Source organism: Paraburkholderia sp. J8-2 (assembly GCF_905220195.1).
GTDB lineage: Bacteria > Pseudomonadota > Gammaproteobacteria > Burkholderiales > Burkholderiaceae > Paraburkholderia.
In genome coordinates this window covers 1165978-1183552 of the sequence record NZ_CAJMZA010000001.1, presented here as the reverse complement: position 1 = coordinate 1183552, position 17575 = coordinate 1165978, and the positions used below count along the sequence as shown (strand labels likewise).

At 64.8% G+C, this 17575-nt stretch carries 17 protein-coding genes; 10 read left to right on the top strand and 7 right to left on the bottom strand.

Annotation, left to right across the window (positions count from 1 at the left end):
* Window positions 1–255 precede the first annotated feature (255 nt).
* The 6 genes from U5A52_RS05190 to U5A52_RS05165 all read left to right on the top strand — a co-directional run bounded on the left by U5A52_RS05190 (window position 256) and on the right by U5A52_RS05165 (window position 5823).
* The gene (locus U5A52_RS05190; protein WP_321911390.1) at window positions 256–588 is read left to right on the top strand and encodes a hypothetical protein; all 333 of its coding nucleotides are present in this window, start codon (window positions 256–258) and stop codon (window positions 586–588) included.
* Window positions 589–1003: 415 nt separating this feature from the next.
* Window positions 1004–1690, top strand: coding sequence for an NAD(P)H-dependent oxidoreductase (locus tag U5A52_RS05185; protein WP_321934122.1), 687 nt, complete (start codon window positions 1004–1006; stop codon window positions 1688–1690).
* 378 nt (window positions 1691–2068) lie between these two features.
* Window positions 2069–2284, top strand: a complete 216-nt coding sequence (locus U5A52_RS05180; RefSeq protein WP_321911394.1) for a transcriptional regulator — start codon at window positions 2069–2071, stop codon at window positions 2282–2284.
* A 64-nt stretch (window positions 2285–2348) separates the two neighbouring features.
* A complete protein-coding gene (locus U5A52_RS05175; RefSeq protein WP_321911396.1) occupies window positions 2349–3269 on the top strand; it encodes a ferritin-like domain-containing protein in 921 nt (306 codons plus the stop codon).
* 59 nt (window positions 3270–3328) lie between these two features.
* Entirely contained in the window at window positions 3329–4783 is a 1455-nt protein-coding gene (gene iaaH / locus U5A52_RS05170; RefSeq protein WP_321911398.1) for an indoleacetamide hydrolase, read from the top strand.
* Between the two features lie 278 nt (window positions 4784–5061).
* Window positions 5062–5823: a CDP-diacylglycerol diphosphatase gene (locus tag U5A52_RS05165; protein ID WP_321934121.1), complete on the top strand. Its 762-nt coding sequence runs from the start codon at window positions 5062–5064 to the stop codon at window positions 5821–5823.
* Window positions 5824–5826: 3 nt separating this feature from the next.
* On the opposite strand, the gene U5A52_RS05160 is transcribed toward U5A52_RS05165, so the two are convergent.
* On the bottom strand, window positions 5827–6303 hold the full coding sequence (locus U5A52_RS05160) for a MarR family transcriptional regulator (protein WP_321934120.1): 477 nt from the start codon (window positions 6301–6303) through the stop codon (window positions 5827–5829).
* A 96-nt stretch (window positions 6304–6399) separates the two neighbouring features.
* On the opposite strand from U5A52_RS05160, the gene U5A52_RS05155 reads away from it, so the two are divergent.
* Both U5A52_RS05155 and U5A52_RS05150 read left to right on the top strand, forming a co-directional pair.
* Complete coding sequence (locus tag U5A52_RS05155) at window positions 6400–6876, top strand: carboxymuconolactone decarboxylase family protein (RefSeq protein ID WP_321934119.1); 477 nt, start codon at window positions 6400–6402, stop codon at window positions 6874–6876.
* A gap of 276 nt (window positions 6877–7152) precedes the next feature.
* Window positions 7153–7899, top strand: a complete 747-nt coding sequence (locus tag U5A52_RS05150) for a hypothetical protein (RefSeq protein WP_321934118.1) — start codon at window positions 7153–7155, stop codon at window positions 7897–7899.
* A 96-nt stretch (window positions 7900–7995) separates the two neighbouring features.
* Here U5A52_RS05150 and U5A52_RS05145 read toward each other — a convergent pair whose 3' ends face one another.
* The 3 genes from U5A52_RS05145 to galU form a co-directional block, all read right to left on the bottom strand.
* Complete coding sequence (locus U5A52_RS05145) at window positions 7996–9324, bottom strand: ATP-binding protein (RefSeq protein ID WP_321934117.1); 1329 nt, start codon at window positions 9322–9324, stop codon at window positions 7996–7998.
* Complete coding sequence (locus U5A52_RS05140) at window positions 9321–10058, bottom strand: response regulator (RefSeq protein WP_028202613.1); 738 nt, start codon at window positions 10056–10058, stop codon at window positions 9321–9323. The genes U5A52_RS05145 and U5A52_RS05140 overlap by 4 nt, the downstream gene beginning before the upstream one ends.
* Window positions 10059–10239: 181 nt before the next feature.
* Window positions 10240–11184: a UTP--glucose-1-phosphate uridylyltransferase GalU gene (gene galU, locus U5A52_RS05135; protein WP_321911768.1), complete on the bottom strand. Its 945-nt coding sequence runs from the start codon at window positions 11182–11184 to the stop codon at window positions 10240–10242.
* 334 nt (window positions 11185–11518) lie between these two features.
* Here galU and U5A52_RS05130 point away from each other — a divergent pair, with 334 nt between their 5' ends.
* Both U5A52_RS05130 and U5A52_RS05125 read left to right on the top strand, forming a co-directional pair.
* Window positions 11519–12076 (top strand): carboxymuconolactone decarboxylase family protein, encoded by a 558-nt coding sequence (locus tag U5A52_RS05130; RefSeq protein WP_321934116.1) that lies wholly within the window; start codon window positions 11519–11521, stop codon window positions 12074–12076.
* 37 nt (window positions 12077–12113) lie between these two features.
* Window positions 12114–12959 (top strand): helix-turn-helix transcriptional regulator, encoded by an 846-nt coding sequence (locus U5A52_RS05125; protein WP_321934115.1) that lies wholly within the window; start codon window positions 12114–12116, stop codon window positions 12957–12959.
* A gap of 140 nt (window positions 12960–13099) precedes the next feature.
* Here U5A52_RS05125 and U5A52_RS05120 read toward each other — a convergent pair whose 3' ends face one another.
* The 3 genes from U5A52_RS05120 to U5A52_RS05110 are packed head-to-tail and all read right to left on the bottom strand — an operon-like array spanning window position 13100 to window position 17558.
* Window positions 13100–15109 carry an acetyl/propionyl/methylcrotonyl-CoA carboxylase subunit alpha gene (locus U5A52_RS05120; RefSeq protein WP_321934114.1) on the bottom strand — a complete coding sequence of 670 codons (2010 nt, stop codon included), beginning with the start codon at window positions 15107–15109 and terminating at the stop codon, window positions 13100–13102.
* Window positions 15110–15142: 33 nt separating this feature from the next.
* Entirely contained in the window at window positions 15143–15931 is a 789-nt protein-coding gene (locus U5A52_RS05115) for an enoyl-CoA hydratase/isomerase family protein (RefSeq protein ID WP_321934113.1), read from the bottom strand.
* A 19-nt stretch (window positions 15932–15950) separates the two neighbouring features.
* The gene (locus U5A52_RS05110; protein WP_321911415.1) at window positions 15951–17558 is read right to left on the bottom strand and encodes a carboxyl transferase domain-containing protein; all 1608 of its coding nucleotides are present in this window, start codon (window positions 17556–17558) and stop codon (window positions 15951–15953) included.
* Between the last annotated feature and the right edge of the window lie 17 nt (window positions 17559–17575).

Genomic DNA, 17575 nt, shown 5'->3' with positions numbered 1-17575 from the left:
GAGCGCACACCTCAGATTCAGCACCGGCACAAGCCCGCATGGGCGCCCCGCCGGGCTGCGGCGCGCCCATGCAACAGATCGCCCGCGGCACGTCGTGAAACGTTTGCATAAGCGCCTGTATGAATGTACAGTGCGTGGCAGCCGGCCGTTCGTGCCGCCCGGTCGCCGTACCGGCGCCGTACCAGTTTGCGCCGCCCCATCGCACCTTGCTGCATGGCGCGGCCCCGGCCTGTACATCGAAACGGAGAACACGACGTGCGATTCTTCATCACGGGGACCTTGCTGGGCGTCCTCGCGTCCACCGCGCTCGCCGGGGAACACTACATCGAGATCTGGAATCCGCCGGAAGCGCGCACGCCCTCGGCGCATGCGGCCAATGCCGGCAAGAAGGCGCATCACGGCACGAAGCACAAACTCGCCTCCGCCGACAAGCTCACCACACGCAAGGTCGCCGAACCGGCTGTGCGCGAGCCCGCGCCCACGCTGCCGGCCACGCCGGGTGCGCCCGCGCGCACCGCGCCTGGCAACGGAACCTTGCCGGAAATTCCGCCGCAAATCGGCCCCGACGGCAACGTGCTCACGGTTTGATCTGGCGCCCGGCCGTATTGAGCAGCACACCGAGCAGCACATAGCACGACATTCAGCGCGGCGCGAATCTGCCGCGATCCCGGCCTCGAACCCCTCGAAGCGCCACTCCTTCCCGACTCCAGAAAAAAAACAGCCCCGTCACCGGAGAAGTGCGGGGCCGAATCCCATGTCAAGGAGATGTCATGGAGGAGACGGGTTCATCTTAGCCATGGCCCGCCGCGCGTCCAACCAATGGTTTGGCATATGCATTTCGGGCGGCATGGCGCAGCGCAACGTAGCGCTGCCGGCATATGGTTAGAACAAAAAGTCGTTTCGCGCCGCGCGGCGCGCTCTCTAAGATGACCCTTTCCAGGTTTCGTGGCCGCGTTGCCCGATCACGCGCGAGCCAGGCCTCATCGCATTTGAGGGAGTCCCCTTGAGCCTTTCCGATTCGCAACGCCGCCCGCTCGTCGTGGGCATTGGCGGCACCACCCGCGCCGCTTCGTCGACCGAGCGCGCGCTTGCTTTCGCGCTGCGCGGCGCCGAAGAAGCCGGCGCGCGCACGCAATTGTTCGGCGGCACGTTCCTGCACACGCTGCCGCACTATGCGCCCGAAGACCCCACTCGCACCGACGCCCAGCTCGAGCTGATCGAAGCCGTGCGCGCCGCCGACGCCGTCATCATCGCGACGCCGGGCTATCACGGCGGCGTTTCCGGGCTCGTGAAGAACGCACTCGACACGCTCGAAGAACTGCGTGCCGACCATCGCCCGTACCTGGACGGCCGTGCCGTGGGCTGCATCGTCACGGCCTATGGCTGGCAGGCCGCGGGTTCCGTGCTGACCTCGCTGCGCTCGATCGTGCACGCGCTGCGCGGCTGGCCCACGCCGTTCGGCGCAGGCATCAACACGCTCGAGACGCGCTTCGAGAGTGCACAGCAGTGCTCCGACGCGAAGGTCGCCGAACAGCTCGCGACGGTCGGCCGTCAGGCGGCGCAGTTCGCGCTCGCGTTCGGCACTCAGGGCCAGCAAGCGGCGCCGGTTGCGAGCGCCGTGAACGGCGTTGGGAGCACACAGGCCGCCAACGCTGCGCGCACCGAAAAGCGCCTGAGCCTCGCTGTCTGAAGCACTAACTGAAACGCTAGCTGACGCACTAACCGGGCTCTGCGGCCTGCCCACCCGCGCGCCGCTGCGCGCGCGGGACGGGAAACGTTCCCTAACCCACATTGCGCATGTCGCGTGGCGCGCATCGCGTGCGCCATCCCACAGACTGCGCATTTCGTCCGGTCCACATTGAAGCCGGATTCACCCCTCGCCTCATCCGGATCATTCTGCTGACCGTCCCAGGCCGCACTTGATTTGCTTGCGACGAATGATTGGTTCCATCGACACGCGGCGGCTCGTACGCTGGTCCGTGTCGGCACAGCGAGTGGCTGCAAATACACGCGCCACCCAGGAAGAGAACCCGAGCAAATCAGCAGTCGATCAGCAGGAAGCGCGGCCATGAACACTCCACTACGCTACAAAGGCTACGTCGTCGCCCCCAGCGCGCAGCAACTCCCGAACGGCCTTTTCGCCGCCAATCTCACCATTGGCACGCAGCCGGGCGCGCAGTATTCGTTCGACGCACTCGATTACTTCTTCGAAGAAAGACACGCGCTCGCCTACGCCTGCCGCTGGGCGCGCATGTGGATCGACCAGCAGCGCCACTGCGCGTGAGCGCGCCTGCTTCCTTACGGTTGTGACAGAATAGGAGTCATACCCCGTTCAAATTTCGATGCCCATGTCCGAAACCCTGACGCATCCGGACGAAGGCGCAGCCTTCATCTCCGAGCAGGACGCCGCGTTGCGGCACTGGACTCACGCCACGCCAGGGCCCATCAAAATCGGATCGGACGAACACCGCAAGATGTTCTGCCGGATGCTGCTCGACACCCACGATCCTTATCGGCCCGCCGTGCTCGACTGGCCCAAGCTCGAACCCGACGCGCTCGGGAGGCTCACGTCGCTGCCGATCTGGGACATCGCGGTGCAAACCGAGGGCCGCGCCTCGATTCGCGTGAAGACTTACGCGCAAACCCTGAACGACCCGCTGCTGCGCGAAGCGATCGAAATGGACGCCGCCGAAGAGGCGCGCCACAAGGTCGTGCTCTCGCACCTCGTGCAGGCCTATGGCATCGAACTTGCGCCGGAACCCGCGTACCCGCCGCCCAAAAAAGCGGAATGGGCGTGGATGTTCACCGGCTATAGCGAGTGCATCGACAGCTTCTTCGCGTTCGGCCTGTTTCGCTCGGCGCAGCGCTCGGGCTTTTTTCCGGCAGACCTCGTCGAAACCTTCGAGCCCGTGATCCAGGAAGAGGCGCGTCATATCCTCTTCTTCGTGAACTGGGTGGCGTGGTATCGCAAGACCATGCCCTGGTGGCGCAGGCCGTGGCACTCCGTGCGCGTAGCCGCTATCTGGTTCATGCTGGTGTGGGAGCGGCTCGCTATCGCTCGAGGTATCGACGCCAGCGGCAACGCGCGCGACTCGAATTTCCTGCCCGCGAACCGCGAGGTGCTGGGCGACTCGCTCGAACCGCGCGAAATGATCGAACTCTGCCTCGAGGAAAACGACGCGCGCATGAGCGGCTACGACGCGCGCCTGTTGCGGCCAACGCTCGTGCCCACGCTCGCACGCTTCGCGCTACGCTTGCTGAAGAAGTAGCGCCACAACGTCTCACGCGCTGTGTGCATGGCCACATGGCCGCACGAGGAGAACGCCGCATGACCTGGACTGTCGACCAGCAACTGGAACTGAGCGCGACGCAAGCCGTCGAGGCCATCCACGCAGGACAACTGAAGGCCGCCGACTACGTCGCCACGTTGCTCGCGCGCGCACAAGCGCTCTCCAACCTCAACGCGTTCACCGTGCTCGACGTGGAAGGCGCGCTCGCCGCCGCACAACGTATCGACGCGCTAGCGCCAGGCGAGCGTGCGCGTCTGCCGCTTGCGGGGCTGCCCGTGGCCGTGAAGGACAACATCAATACGCGCGGTCTGCAAACCTCTGCGGGCACACCCGCGCTCGAAGGCTTCCTGCCCGCGCGTCACGCGCCTTCGGTGCAGCGCCTCGTCGACGCCGGCGCAATCGTGCTCGGCAAAGCCAACATGCACGAGCTTGCGTTCGGCATCACCAGCACGAATCTCGCGCCGCATGCCGGGCCCGTGCGCAACCCCTGGGATCCCGAACGAATTCCTGGCGGCTCGTCAGGCGGCACGGCGGCCGCCATCGCGGCGCGCATCGTGCCCGCGGGACTGGGCACTGACACGGGCGGCTCCACGCGCATTCCCGCCGCGCTGTGCGGCATCGTCGGTTTGCGCCCGAGCGTGGGCGACGGCGGCACGCAACGCCGCTATCACGACCCGCAAGCCGTTGTGCCGATCAGCCATACGCGCGACACGGTCGGGCCGATGGGACGCACCGTAGCCGATGTCGCGCTGCTCGACGCCGTGATCACGGGGCACGGTCCGCTCTCGCCTGCCGCCGTGCCGAATCTGCGTGTTGGCCTGCCCGCGCCGCTGTGGGAAGGCCTCGAAACCGCGCTCGAAGATGTGGCGCGCGTAGCGCTCGCGAAGCTCGAAGCTGCGGGCGTCACGCTCGTGCCTGTCGAAATGCGCGAACTGCTCGCGCTGAACGACCGCGTGAGCTACGCGATCGCGCTGCACGAGCCCATCGACGATCTCGCCGCGTGGCTCGTTGCGAACCACGCGCCCGCGCAAACCGTGGCCGAGGTCGCCGCGCGTATTGCGAGCCCCGACGTGCGCGCGGCCTACGACGCCGTGCTCGCCGACGCGCGCGGCGGCGACTACCACGGCGCGATGACCGTGTGGCGGCCGCGCCTGCAGCAGCTCTATGCACAGACCTTCTCCGCAAGCGGCCTCGACGCGCTGCTCTTTCCCACGACGCGGCTCGCCGCCGTGCCGATCGACGAGCTGAACGGTTCGTCTCGCGTGTCGATCGACGGCGCGGCGCCGATCGACGAACTGGAGGCGTACCTGCGCAACACCGATCCCGCGAGCAACGCCGGCATTCCGGGCCTCGCGCTCCCGGCGGGCCTAATCGACGCGCGCTTGCCAGTCGGTCTCGAACTCGACGGACCGGCTGGCGGCGACCGCAGGCTGCTCGCGATCGGTCTCGCGTTCGAAGCGATTCTGGGGACGCTGCCTGCGCCTGAAATTTGAGGCGACGACGCAACCTGGCGAGTTCGTCGTGGCCTTTGTGGCGTCGTTCCTCACGTGTTGGATCGCGAGGCACGTCGTATGAACACCGGATTCGTTGCGCAAAACTCAATGATCACGCTGCTCGTCGCCGCGAGCCTCGTGACTGTCACGGGCATTGCGCTACACTGCGCGCTGCGTCGCGCCGCGACGTGAGCAGGCTCGCACCGCGGCGCGTTTGATCGAATGAATCCAGACCCTTCGTGCCAATGCGATCCCTGCGCCTTGCCCCTTTCATACGGATGTCCCGCCTTGCCGCGGCCACGGCGGCAGTCGTTGCGCTCGCCGCCACGGGCGCCTGCGTACGCCTCTCCGCGGTCGACTCCAACGGTCTCTGGAAAGTCGTGGGCGGCCAGTGCGTGCCGAACATGCGCGACAAGGGCCAGCCCGGCCCCTGCACCACCGTCGACTTCCAGAAACGCTATGCCGTGCTCAAGGACATCGCAGGCCGCGCGCAATATCTCGTGATTCCCACTGACCGCGTGGCCGGCATCGAAAGCCCGGAGATTCTTTACGGCGGCGCGCCGGAGTACTGGGTAGGCGCATGGGGAGCCGGACGCTTTGTGGAAGCGAAACTCGGCATGCCGCTCGCCGGCAACCAGCTCGGCCTGGAGATCAACTCCTCGGAGCGCCGCACGCAGAATCAACTGCACATTCACGTCGATTGCATGCGCCCCGACATTACGAAAGCGCTCGCGCCGTACGGCGACATCGCGCCGGGCACATGGCGCTGGACGACGCTCGACGGCTCGCGCTACCGTGTTACGCGCGTGACGAGCCTCTCGGACCGTAACAACCCGTTCCGCGTAGTCGAGCGCGATCTCAGCCCGAAACAGACCATGGCCGTGCAGACGATACTCGTGACGGGCGCAGGCCCCGATGCGCAGCGCAACGGCTGGCTCGTCGTGAACAGCGGGCTCGATGTCGATGGCGGAACAGGAACGGCGGAAGGCCTGCTCGACCATTCGTGCAGTCTCGCGCATGAGAAAAGCGCCTCGCTGTAACACTTAGCCGGCGTCGTCCTCGCGCGCGACGCTCACTAACCAGCGCCGTATCACCTGCTCTTCTTCGGCCGTGAAGCCCGCGGCCATGCGCGCCTCCAGCTTCTTCACACGCGAGCGGCACTGCTTGAGCAGCGCCTCGCCCTCGTCGGTCACGTCGATCTGCTGAATGCGCCCATGCACCGCGTGCGGCCGACGCACGATTGCGCCGCCGCGTTCGAGATTCGCGACGATCACACTCACCGTTTGCGGCGTGAGCGCCGCGAGCCTCGCGAGATCGGCGCCCGAAATGCCGGGGTACGCGACCAGCAGCGTCAGCACGACGAACTGCGGCGGCGTAATGCCGATATCGTCGAGCGCGCGTTCCATGCGCAAACGGTGCGCCGCACCCGCCTGGCGCAGCAGGTAGCCGAAATAGCCCGCCTCGCCGCGCTTGCCCTCACCGACCTCCGGAATGGCGCTCACGGGCTCGCCCCTCTTCATAGCCGGCTCTTTCTTCGCAGTCTTGCGCATAATGTCAGAGTTCGAATATGATGTTCGTGCTCTGATATTAACTGCCAAACTTCGCGAGGTCCAGTCATGTCCAGCGCTTCCACCCGTATTGCTTATGAAGCTTTCGTGCGCGACGCCGCTCCCGTGGCCACCGCGCTCTCCGCCATGAGCAAGGCGGTCGATGCTTCCGGGCTCGAAAAGCCGCTCACCGAGTTGCTGAAAATCCGCGCCTCGCAAATCAACGGCTGTGCCTTCTGCATTCAGTATCACCTCAACATTGCGCGCGAAAATGCCGTGCCGCGCGTCAAGCTCGATCTCGTGGCCGCATGGCACGAGGCGCCGGCGTGCTTCAGCGAGCGCGAGCGCGCCGCGCTGGCCTACACCGAGGCGCTGAGCGCGAAGCTCCATGAAGGCGTGAGCGATGCACTTTACGAAGAAGTCGCGCGACAATTTCCCGGCGAACAGATGGCGTTCTTGACCGCCGCCGTGGCGAATATCAATGCGTGGAACCGCATTGCTGTGGCGCTGCGTTTTGCGCCGCCGGTGCGCGACGAAGCGGCCTGATTGCCGCCAAGGAAAGGAAAGGTAAGGATTGCGCGAGATTCTTACCAGAACTCTTTCCTCCAATTACAAAGCCGCCCCCTGCGGCGAAAGGCGACATACGATTGCGCCAACTGAGTGGCCTGACCAGCCATCTCGGTCGAGCATCGACCATATCGCACATTTACCGGGGGGTTAAACATGTCGATAAGCGCGTTATCCAACTCAAACTCGCTGTATTCCACCTGGGCGGCTTACCAGGCAGACGGACAAACCACAAGCACCAGCCAGACGCCGGTCATGCCCATGTCCTCGGACGCCTCGTCGGACTCTAACAACGTCAATCCGCTCGTTGCCGCCATCGCCTCGGCGCTCTCATCGCTCGGCTTCACGACCGACAGCACGGCCAGTGCTTCCGCTAGCACCAGCAGTTCAGATTCGTCGTCGAGCGCCACCGCTTCGACGTCGAGCACGTCGGCCACTTCGCCCGATGCACTGGCCGCCGCGCTTCAGCAATTCCTCGGCGCGCTGTTCCAGGCGGCCGCGCAACAAAGCGGCGCCACCGTGACGGGCACGGACGACAGCAGCGACAGCAGCACGGTTTCGTCGGCAAGCGCTGCGTCTGCGACGAGCGCGGCTTCGAGTTCTTCGAGTTCCAGCACGTCGTCCGCGTCGAGCGATACGAGCAGCGCAGCCGCGATGATGCCTCCGCTGCCGCCTCCGCCGCCCTCGTCGGCGGGCGGCTACGGTAACGATCTGGCCTCGGCGATCTCGAACCTTGCGCAGTCGCTTACTTCGGCTTCCTCGGCTTCGAGCAGCACGTCCTCCGATTCGAGCGCGTCAAGCAGCACATCGAGCGGCAGCAGTTCGGACAGCGAACTGACGTCCGACTTCCAGAACCTCTTGACGGCCATGGGCGCATCGTCGAGCAGTTCCACAAGCGACACGACGTCCGAGCTTCAGCAATTCCTCACGACGCTCGCCAGCAACCTGCAACAGCAGGGCTCGGGCGCCGCGAGCGGCCTGTTCGTGAGCACGACGGCCTGACCCAATCCGTCCACAAGCGCCCGCTTTTCAAGCGTTGGTACGTTTGTTTGCGCGCCGGTCCGCGAGGGCTCGGCGCGCTTTTTTCGTGTGGGCGTGTCAGGTGTGGGTGACGGGAAAGCTGAGCTGCACGAGCAGGCCGCCTTCGGGATGGTTCTCGACGTCGCAATGGCCGCCGCAGTCGCGCGCGAGCCGCGCGACGATGGCCAGCCCGAGACCGCAATGGCCTTCGCCGCCACGCGCTGCACTCAGACGTACGAACGGCCTCATGGCCGCCGGAATCCGCTCGGGCTCGATACCTGCGCCGTGATCGCGCACGCTTATCCGGCACGATCCGTTTTCGATCGCCGTCGAAATTTCGACCGGCGGTGCGCCATACTCAAGCGCGTTGTCGACCAGATTCGTGACGAGCCGGTCCAACGTCACCTGCGGCAGCTTGAACCGGGGGCCCGCGCGCAAATCGAGCACGAATAGCGGTCCGTTGCCGCCCTCGATTTCGTCAGGATTGCCAAACTGGCTTTGCAGAAAGCCATCGACGCTCAGCAGCCTGCCCGCGTCGGGCGACTGTTGCGCGAACTCCAGAAACTGCTGGACGATGTGGGTGAGCGAGTCGACGTCGCGCAGCATGCCATTGCGCTCCGACTCCTCGGCCATCAGCGTCGCACGCAGTTTCAGCCGGGTAAGCGGGGTCTTCAGATCATGCGCAATGCCGCTCAGCATCACCACGCGGTCGTCTTCGGCCTCGTTCACACAGCGCATCATGTCGTTGAACGACGTACTCACATCGCGCAGTTCGCGTGGCCCCTTGCCTTCGAGCGGCGCAATGCGCTCACCCGTGCCGAACCGGCGCGCCGCCTGCGCGAGACTCGCAAGCGGTTTCTGGATCTGCCAGGCAGCGAGGAAGGACAGCGTAAGCGCTGCCAGCAGCATCGAGATTCCTTCGATGACAAAGCGCGGCGGCGGCGGAATATCGACGGGCACGACGACCCAGGTCGTGCTGCCCGGAAAGCGTACCCATAGTTGCGGCGGCCGCCCATCGTCCACGGCGAACTGCGTGCCGGGCGGCAATTGCTCGCGTAGATGGCGCGTCAAGTCGACTAGCGGCCGGCGCGTCGGTTCGTGCAAGTGAACGTCCTTGGGCACGTTCCACACCGGCACGCGGTGCACGCGCAGCACGGCGCTCAGGTCGCCGTCCTTCGGCGGCTCGAGAGAGCCGCCAAGATGCACGGGTGGCGGCACTGTGCCGCCGCCGACGTGCTCCTCGCTGGCCACGCGCAGCGCGAGCAGCACGCCGCGGGCGAAACCGTCGACTTCATGGCGCGGCGGCTGGCGGGCAAGCAGCAAAAACCAACCAAGCTGCATGGAAAGCAAAACCGCCGTCGAGAGCAATGCCATGCGCCCGAACAGCGTATTCAACGGACTTCTCACTGAATTGCTGCGCCGTGCGCCTCCGAATAATTCGCGGGATCCGGCACGAATACATAGCCCTTGCCGCGCACCGTTTGAATGTGGCGCGGATTGGACGGATCGGCCTCGATCACGCGGCGCAGGCGCCAGATCGGCACGTCGAGGCTGCGTTCGTGAAACTCGCGCTCGTCGCGGTGCACGATATCGTGGATCAGCGTGCGCGAAAGCACTTTGTAGGGATGCGTGGCGAATACCTTCAGCAGCGCGAATTCGCTTTCCCGCAAGGGGATTTGCGTGTCGCCGCAGGAGAGCGTGCGCATCGTGAAATCGAGTTCGAAGTCGCCGAACCGGTAGCGCCGGCGCGCTTCCGGCGCGCTCGCGGTGGACGGGCCGCGCCGGCGCAGAATGTTCTGAATGCGCACGAGCAGTTCGTGCGGATCGAAAGGCTTTGGCAAATAGTCGTCCGCGCCCAGCGAAAGCCCGCGAATGCGATCGCTCACCGCGCCGCGCGCCGTAACGAAAATCACGGGAATGTCGTCGCCGGCCGCGCGCAGGGCGGCGATGGCCTCGAGGCCGTCGGTCTCGGGCATCATGATGTCCAGCACCACGATGGACGGACGTTCGCGCTCGAGGCGGCGCTGGAGGTGGACGCCGTCGTGCAGCACGGCCGTATCGAAGTTATGCGAGCGCAGAAAACGGCTCAGCAGGTCGCGCACGACGGGATCGTCGTCGACAATGAGGACGCTGGGGTTCATGCCGCGATTTTAAAGCAGCGGGGCGGGCGGAACCTTGCAACGTTTCTTACCTTTCCTTTCCTCGCATCACCTTTGAAAAAGGGCGGAATCATCGGGTTTCATCCAGATAGCATGAAACCCTGCAATGGAGCCTGCACGTTCGCACGGATCGTTCAATTCTCCTATGCAACCTGGCATGACTTCAGTGCGCGAGTTCCTGCACGCCCGGAGCCAGCTGGTTGAGCATCGGAACCGGTGCCCACGCACCCAGTTGCAACGCGCCAACGCGCTCACGCAGCCATGCGTCGAAGGTCTCGTGCAACTCCGCATGCCGCAGGGCGAAATCAACCGTCGCCTGAACATAGCCGAGCTTGGTGCCGCAGTCATAGCGCTTGCCAACGAACTCGTAGGCCAGCACCTGCTCCCCCTCGCGCATTGAATGGATGGCGGGCGTGAGTTGAATCTCGCCATTCAAGTCGGGCTTCACCGAACGCAAATGCGCGAAGATGCTTGGCATGAGCACATAGCGTCCGGCAACGCCGAAGCTCGACGGCGCCAGTTCGGGCGAAGGCTTCTCGATGATGCGGCTGACGCTGATCACGCGTTCGTCCCAATGGCGGCCATCGATCACGCCGTGCGTCGTGGACTCTCGCGAATCGAATTCCTCGACGGCGAGAACCGAGGAATCGTAGTGGCTGAATATATGCACCATCTGCGCGAGAACCGGGGGCGTTCCATCGAGCAGATCGTCAGCGAGCACGATTGCAAACGGCTCGTCGCCAATGAGCTTTTCTGCGCAGAGTATGGCGTGGCCAAGCCCAAGCGGCTCGGCTTGCCGAACGTAGATGCACTCGACGTTGGCCGGCTTGATGTCCTGCACGAGCTCGACGAGATTCTGCTTGCCTCGCGCCCTCAGCCGATGTTCGACCTCGTAGGACTTGTCGAAATGATCCTCGATGACACGCTTACCGCGGCCCGTGACGAATATCAGTTCCGTAATGCCTGCGGCTATTGCTTCTTCAACAGCGTATTGAATGAGCGGTTTGTCGATAACGGGCAGCATTTCCTTCGGGCTCGCCTTCGTTGCCGGCAGAAAGCTCATATCGATTCCCGCCACCGGGAACACAGCTTTACGAACACCAAGCATGATGACCTCACCTGTCTGGTAGAGCGGTGGTATGGCCATGGTGGGTTGCAGAAGATTTGCACTCCGACCCCGCATCTCCCCGAGTGGGGAGTTGGCTCGGCAGCAGGCGTCCCAGGGTTCGACCTGAAAGGTCTGCCGAAAAGCCTGCACACATGATCGCACTGTTTTCCTGAAAAATGCGCGCTCGAAAACGCGGCCACGCCCTGCACGCCAAAGTTCGCGATTCACTGCAGCGCCGCTATTACATGGCATGTAATTGGCGCGGCGCGCCGTCGCTTCTACTCTTCGGCTGTCGCGTCGCCAATCGGGTGACGCCCAACACCCAGGAGTCAGCATGTCCACCTATCCTCAACACACGATCGAGTCCGCACCCGCGCAATCGCAGCCCGTGCTCCAGCAACTGCAGCAGACGTTCGGCATGATCCCGAACGTCGCGGCGAAGATGGCCACCTCGCCGGTGCTGATCGGCGGCTTTTTCAGCGTGTTCCAGCGTGTCCACTCGAGCAGCCTGAGCGAGCCGCAGATCCAGACACTGCTGCTCACCAATGCGGTCACGAATGCAGCCGAATGGCCCGTTGCGTTTCACACGGCGCTAGCCTTGAAGGAAGGCGTCAGTCGCGCCGACGTCGAAGCGATGCGCCACGGCCGCCCGCCGGCCGACGCGCAACTCGCTGCCTTGTCGACGCTTGCGCGCACGCTGATCGAAAAGCGCGGCCGTATCTCCGGCGAAGACCAGCAGCGCTTTCTCGATGCAGGGTTCAGCGCCGAGCAGACGCTGGAGGTCATCGCGGTGGTCGCCGCTTCGGCCATCACGAACTACGTCGCGAGCGTGACACACCCGGCGCTCGAAGCGCAGTTCGAGCCATTTGCCTGGCGTGCGAACGCGGCGTGAGTCCGCTATCGTGGTTCACTTCAACTACGGAGAACTGATGAACGCCACGCGAGCCGTCCCACACGCGACGCAAAGCGAACTCGGCACCCTGCTGCGCTATTGGCGGGATGTGCGTGGCGTGAGTCAACTCGATCTGTCACTGGATGCGGGAATCTCCCAGCGGCAGATCAGCTTTATCGAAAGCGGGCGCAGCGTGCCGGGCCGTGACACGCTGCTTGTCCTGGCACAGACACTCGACGTGCCGCTGCGCGAGCGCAACGCCCTGCTGCTCGCCGCCGGCTACGCGCCCGTTTATTCGGAAGCGCCCTGGAACGCACAGGAAATGCAGCACGTCGTGCGGGCGTTGGAGCGCGTGATTCGCCAGCACGATCCGTTTCCGGCCATCGTCATGGACCGGCACTGGAACGTGCTGATGACCAACGACGCCGCGCCGCGCTTCTTCGGCCACTTCATCGATATGGCGGTGCGCACGGGCCGGCGCAACATGTTGCATTTGATGTTCGATCCTCAGGGCCTACGCCCCTTCCTTGCCGACTGGGAGAACGTTTCGCGAAGCCTGTTGCAACGGGTATATCGCGAAGCGGTTGGCCGCGTGATCGACGACGAAACCCGTATGCTTCTCGATGAATTGCTTGCATATCCCGGCGTGCCGGGCGACTGGAAAGCGCATCACGGATCGAGCAGCACGCCTGGCATGCCAGTCATTCCACTGAGTTTCATCAGCAACGGCAACGTGCTTCGCTATTTTTCGATGGTGACAAGCGTAGGCGCGCCGCAAAACGTCGCCGCTCAGGAATTGCGCCTTGAATGCATGTTCCCAGCCGACGACGACACCGAAGCGCGGCATCGGGAACTGCTTGCGGCGCATGCGAAGCAACGCTGAGCGGTTCCTGGCCGCAAGCGAAAAAAAGGGCGCTCCGTCATAACAGAGCGCCCCAGGGTAAAACTCTCACGTCGTTCTCCGGCTACAGGGAAACCGGAAAGAACTCATTGGCCCAGCCAGTCAACTCTCATCAAGCGTCGTCAAGCGGCTTCGAGCACGAGCAATTGCGCACCGTCCGCCACCTGGTCGCCTACGCCGTACAAAACTTCGGTTACCTTACCAGCCGCCGGTGCGCCGATCGTGTGCTCCATTTTCATCGCTTCCATGACGATGAGCGGCGTGCCTTTTTCGACCACGGCGCCCGGCTCCACCAGCACGGCGATCACCTTGCCCGGCATGGGCGCGGTCAGGCGGCCCTCCCCGTGCTCCGCGTCGGCGGCGTGCGCGAGCAGGTTCTGCCACTCGAACGCCATTGCCGTGCCGAGGCAGAACACATGAAACACGTCGCCGTCTATGAATACGCGACCCTTTACGTGCCTGTCGCCGATGGTCGCGCCGTATTCGTCCGCGCCGTCGCCGCGCCACCATGTGTAACGCGCCGCGTGGCCCGCATAGGCGAGCGTCTGTTCGCTGCCGTCATGCGTATGCGCCACGGCGAACGCCGTGTCGCTTTCGACGTCGCGCCAAGCAAGCGATTGCGAAAAGCCGCTATTCAAGCGCCAATGCGAAAGCGACTGCCACGGCGACGTGCCCGTCGTCAGCCCACCCTCGCGGCCAAGCAGCGCCGCGCACGCGAGCGCAAGCGCTTCGCGAACCGGCTTCTGCTGCGGCGAGAACAAGGCGTCGTGGTTGCGCTCGATCAGGCCCGTGTCGAGATCGGCGCTCGCAAACGGCTCACAGGTCACGAGCCGGTGCAGAAACTCGACGTTCGTATGCGGCCCCACCACCTCGCACGCTTCGAGCGCGCGTTTCATGCGCGCCAGCGCGTCGTCACGCGTCGCGCCGTGCACGATCAGCTTGGCGATCATCGGATCGTAGAACGGCGTAATGGTGTCGCCCTCACGCACGCCGCTGTCGATGCGCACGCTCGCGCGCTGACCCGCGTCGCCGAGCCGGAACTCAACGCCCTCGGGCATGCGCAGATGCTTGAGCGTGCCTGTGGAGGGCAGGAAGCCGCGCGCCGGGTTTTCCGCGTAAATGCGCGCTTCGAGTGCATGGCCCGTGATCGAAAGCTGCGACTGCCCGAGCGGCAGCGGCTCGCCCGCGGCCACGCGCAATTGCCATTCGACGAGGTCGAGGCCCGTGATCATTTCCGTCACGGGGTGCTCGACCTGCAGGCGCGTGTTCATCTCCATGAAGTAGAAGTCGGCGCCCGTCATGATGAATTCGACTGTGCCCGCACCCTCGTAATGGACCGCACGCGCCGCGGCCACGGCCGCCTCGCCCATGGCGCGGCGCACGCTGTCGGCCAGGCCCGGCGCGGGCGCCTCTTCGAGCACTTTCTGGTGACGGCGCTGCACCGAGCAGTCGCGATCGAACAGGTAGACCGCGCCGCCGTGCTTGTCGGCGAACACTTGTACTTCAACGTGGCGCGGCCGCGTGAGGTACTTCTCGATCAACACGCGATCGTTGCCGAAGCTGCTTGCCGCCTCGCGCTTGCACGAAGCGAGCGCCGCCGCGAAATCTTCGCTGCGCTCGACCACGCGCATGCCCTTGCCGCCGCCGCCCGCGCTTGCTTTGAGCAGCACGGGGTAGCCCATTGCATCCGCCTCGCGCTGCAGGAGCGCGGGGTCCTGGTCGTCGCCGTGATAGCCCGGCACGAGCGGCACGGCCGCCGCATGCATCAGCGCCTTCGCGGCCGCCTTCGAGCCCATGGCGGCGATTGCCTCGACCGGCGGCCCGATAAAGGCGATGCCCGCTGCTTCGCATGCGCGGGCAAAGTCTTCGTTCTCCGAAAGAAAGCCATAGCCGGGGTGAATGGCCTGAGCGCCCGTGGCGCGTGCGGCTTCGATAATGCGCTCAAAGCGCAGATAGCTTTGCGCGGCGGCCGCTTCGCCGATATGCACGGCTTCGTCGCAGGCCGCGACGTGCTTGGCGTTCGCGTCGGCGTCCGAGTACACGGCCACGCTCTTCACGCCGAGCCGCCTGCACGTAGCCGCAACCCGGCATGCGATCTCGCCGCGGTTGGCGATCAGGATTTTGTTGAACATGTGCTGTCCTCGCTTCGTTTCCTGCTTCTTGCCTTATTGATCGCGCCAGCGCGGCGTGCGCTTTTCAAGGAACGACGAGACGCCGTCGCGCCCCTCCTCGCTCGCGCGAATACGCGCGATACGAACGGCGGTGTCTTCGATCAACGCGTTGTCGATCGTTTGGCCCGCGACGTCCTGCACGAGCTGCTTGCACTCGCGCACGGCGTTCGGGCTGTTCGTGCAAAGCGTTTCGGTAATGCGTTGCACGGTCGCGTCGAGTGCTTGCGCACTCACGGCTTCGCTCACGAGGCCAAGCCGCTGCGCGGTGGCGCAGTCGAAGGCTTCGGCGGTGACGAAGTAGCGGCGCGATGCCTGCTCGCCAAGCGCGCGGATCACGTAAGGCGCGATCGTGGCGGGCATGAGGCCGAGGCGCGCTTCGGAAAGGCAGAAGTGTGCGGTTTCCACGGCTACGACGATATCCGCCGCGCAAACGAGACCCATGCCGCCCGCATAGGCGTCGCCATGCACGCGTGCGACGACCGGCTTCGGGCAGCGATAGACCGCCGAGAGCATTTGCGCGAGACGCATGGCGTCGGCGCGATTCTCCTCGTCGGAATAGCCGGCCATCTTGCGCATCCAGTTCAGGTCCGCGCCTGCGCAAAAGGCCTTGCCATTGCCGGCGAGCACGATCGCGCGCACGTTGTCGTGAGCGCCGAGCGCCGTGAATGCCGCCGTGACGTCCGCGATCATCGTCTCGTTGAACGCGTTACGCACGTCCGGGCGATTGAGCGTGACAGTCGCCACGTGCCCGACGATGTCTACGGTGAGCGTTTCGTATTGCATGGTTCTCGTCCTCAATGCATCACATGCGAAACACGCCGAAGCGCGTCTCTTCGATCGGCGCATTCATCGTGGCGGAAAGGCCGAGGCCGAGCACGTCGCGCGTTTGCGCCGGGTCGATCACGCCGTCGTCCCAAAGGCGTGCGCTCGCGTAGTACGGATGGCCCTGCACCTCGTATTGATCGCGAATCGGCTGCTTGAATGCATTTTCTTCTTCGGCGCTCCACGTGCCGCCCTTCGCTTCGATGCCGTCGCGGCGCACCGTGGCGAGCACGGATGCGGCCTGCTCGCCGCCCATCACCGAAATGCGCGCGTTCGGCCACATCCACAGGAAACGCGGCGAATACGCGCGGCCGCACATGCCGTAATTGCCTGCGCCGAACGAGCCGCCAATGATGACCGTGAATTTCGGCACCTTGGCCGTGGCCACCGCCGTCACCATCTTCGCGCCGTTGCGCGCAATACCTTCGTTCTCGTACTTGCGGCCCACCATGAAGCCCGTGATGTTCTGCAGGAACACGAGCGGAATCTTGCGCTGGCAGCACAGCTCAATGAAGTGCGTGCCCTTCAGCGCCGATTCGGAGAACAGAATGCCGTTGTTCGCGATGATGCCGACCGGGTGGCCCCAGATGTGCGCGAAGCCGGTCACGAGCGTGGTGCCGTAGCGTGCCTTGAACTCGTCGAAAGCCGAGTCGTCGACGATGCGGGCGATCACCTCGCGCACGTCGAACGGCTTGCGCGTATCGACGGGAATCACGCCGTAGAGGCTTTTCGCGTCGAAGCGCGGCGGCAGCGGTTCGCGCAGCACAACAGGCGGCGTTTTCGTGCGGTTCAGATTGCCGACGATCGAACGCGCAATCGCCAGCGCGTGGGCGTCGTTCTGCGCGAGATGGTCGACCACGCCGGAAAGACGCGTATGGACGTCGCCGCCGCCCAGGTCCTCGGCGCTCACTTCCTCGCCCGTCGCCGCCTTTACGAGCGGCGGGCCGCCAAGGAAAATCGTGCCCTGGTTCTTCACGATGATCGACTCGTCGCTCATGGCCGGCACATAGGCGCCGCCAGCCGTGCACGAGCCCATCACCACGGCGATCTGCGGAATACCCTGCGAAGACAGATTCGCCTGGTTGTAGAAAATGCGGCCGAAGTGATCGCGGTCCGGGAACACCTCGTCCTGGTTCGGCAGGTTGGCGCCGCCCGAATCGACGAGATACACGCACGGCAGGTTGTTTTCCTGCGCGATTTCCTGTGCGCGCACGTGCTTCTTCACGGTGACCGGATAGTACGTGCCGCCCTTCACCGTGGCGTCGTTGCAAACGATCACGCACTCCTGGCCGGCAATGCGGCCAATGCCCGTGATGATGCCCGCGCCCGGCGCGTCGTCGTTGTACATGCCGTAAGCCGCGAGTTGCGAGAACTCCAGAAACGGCGTGCCCGGATCGAGCAGTTGCGCAATGCGATCGCGCGGCAGCAGTTTGCCGCGCGAGAGGTGCTTGTCGCGCGCGGCCTCGCCGCCGCCGAGCGAAAGCTTCTGGATCTTCTCGCGCAGGTCCGCGACGAGCGCTTCGAGTGCCGCGGTATTGGCCTTGAAGTCTTCCGAGCGCGGATTGAGCTTCGATTCGATGACCGGCATCCCGTCCTCCCTTGATT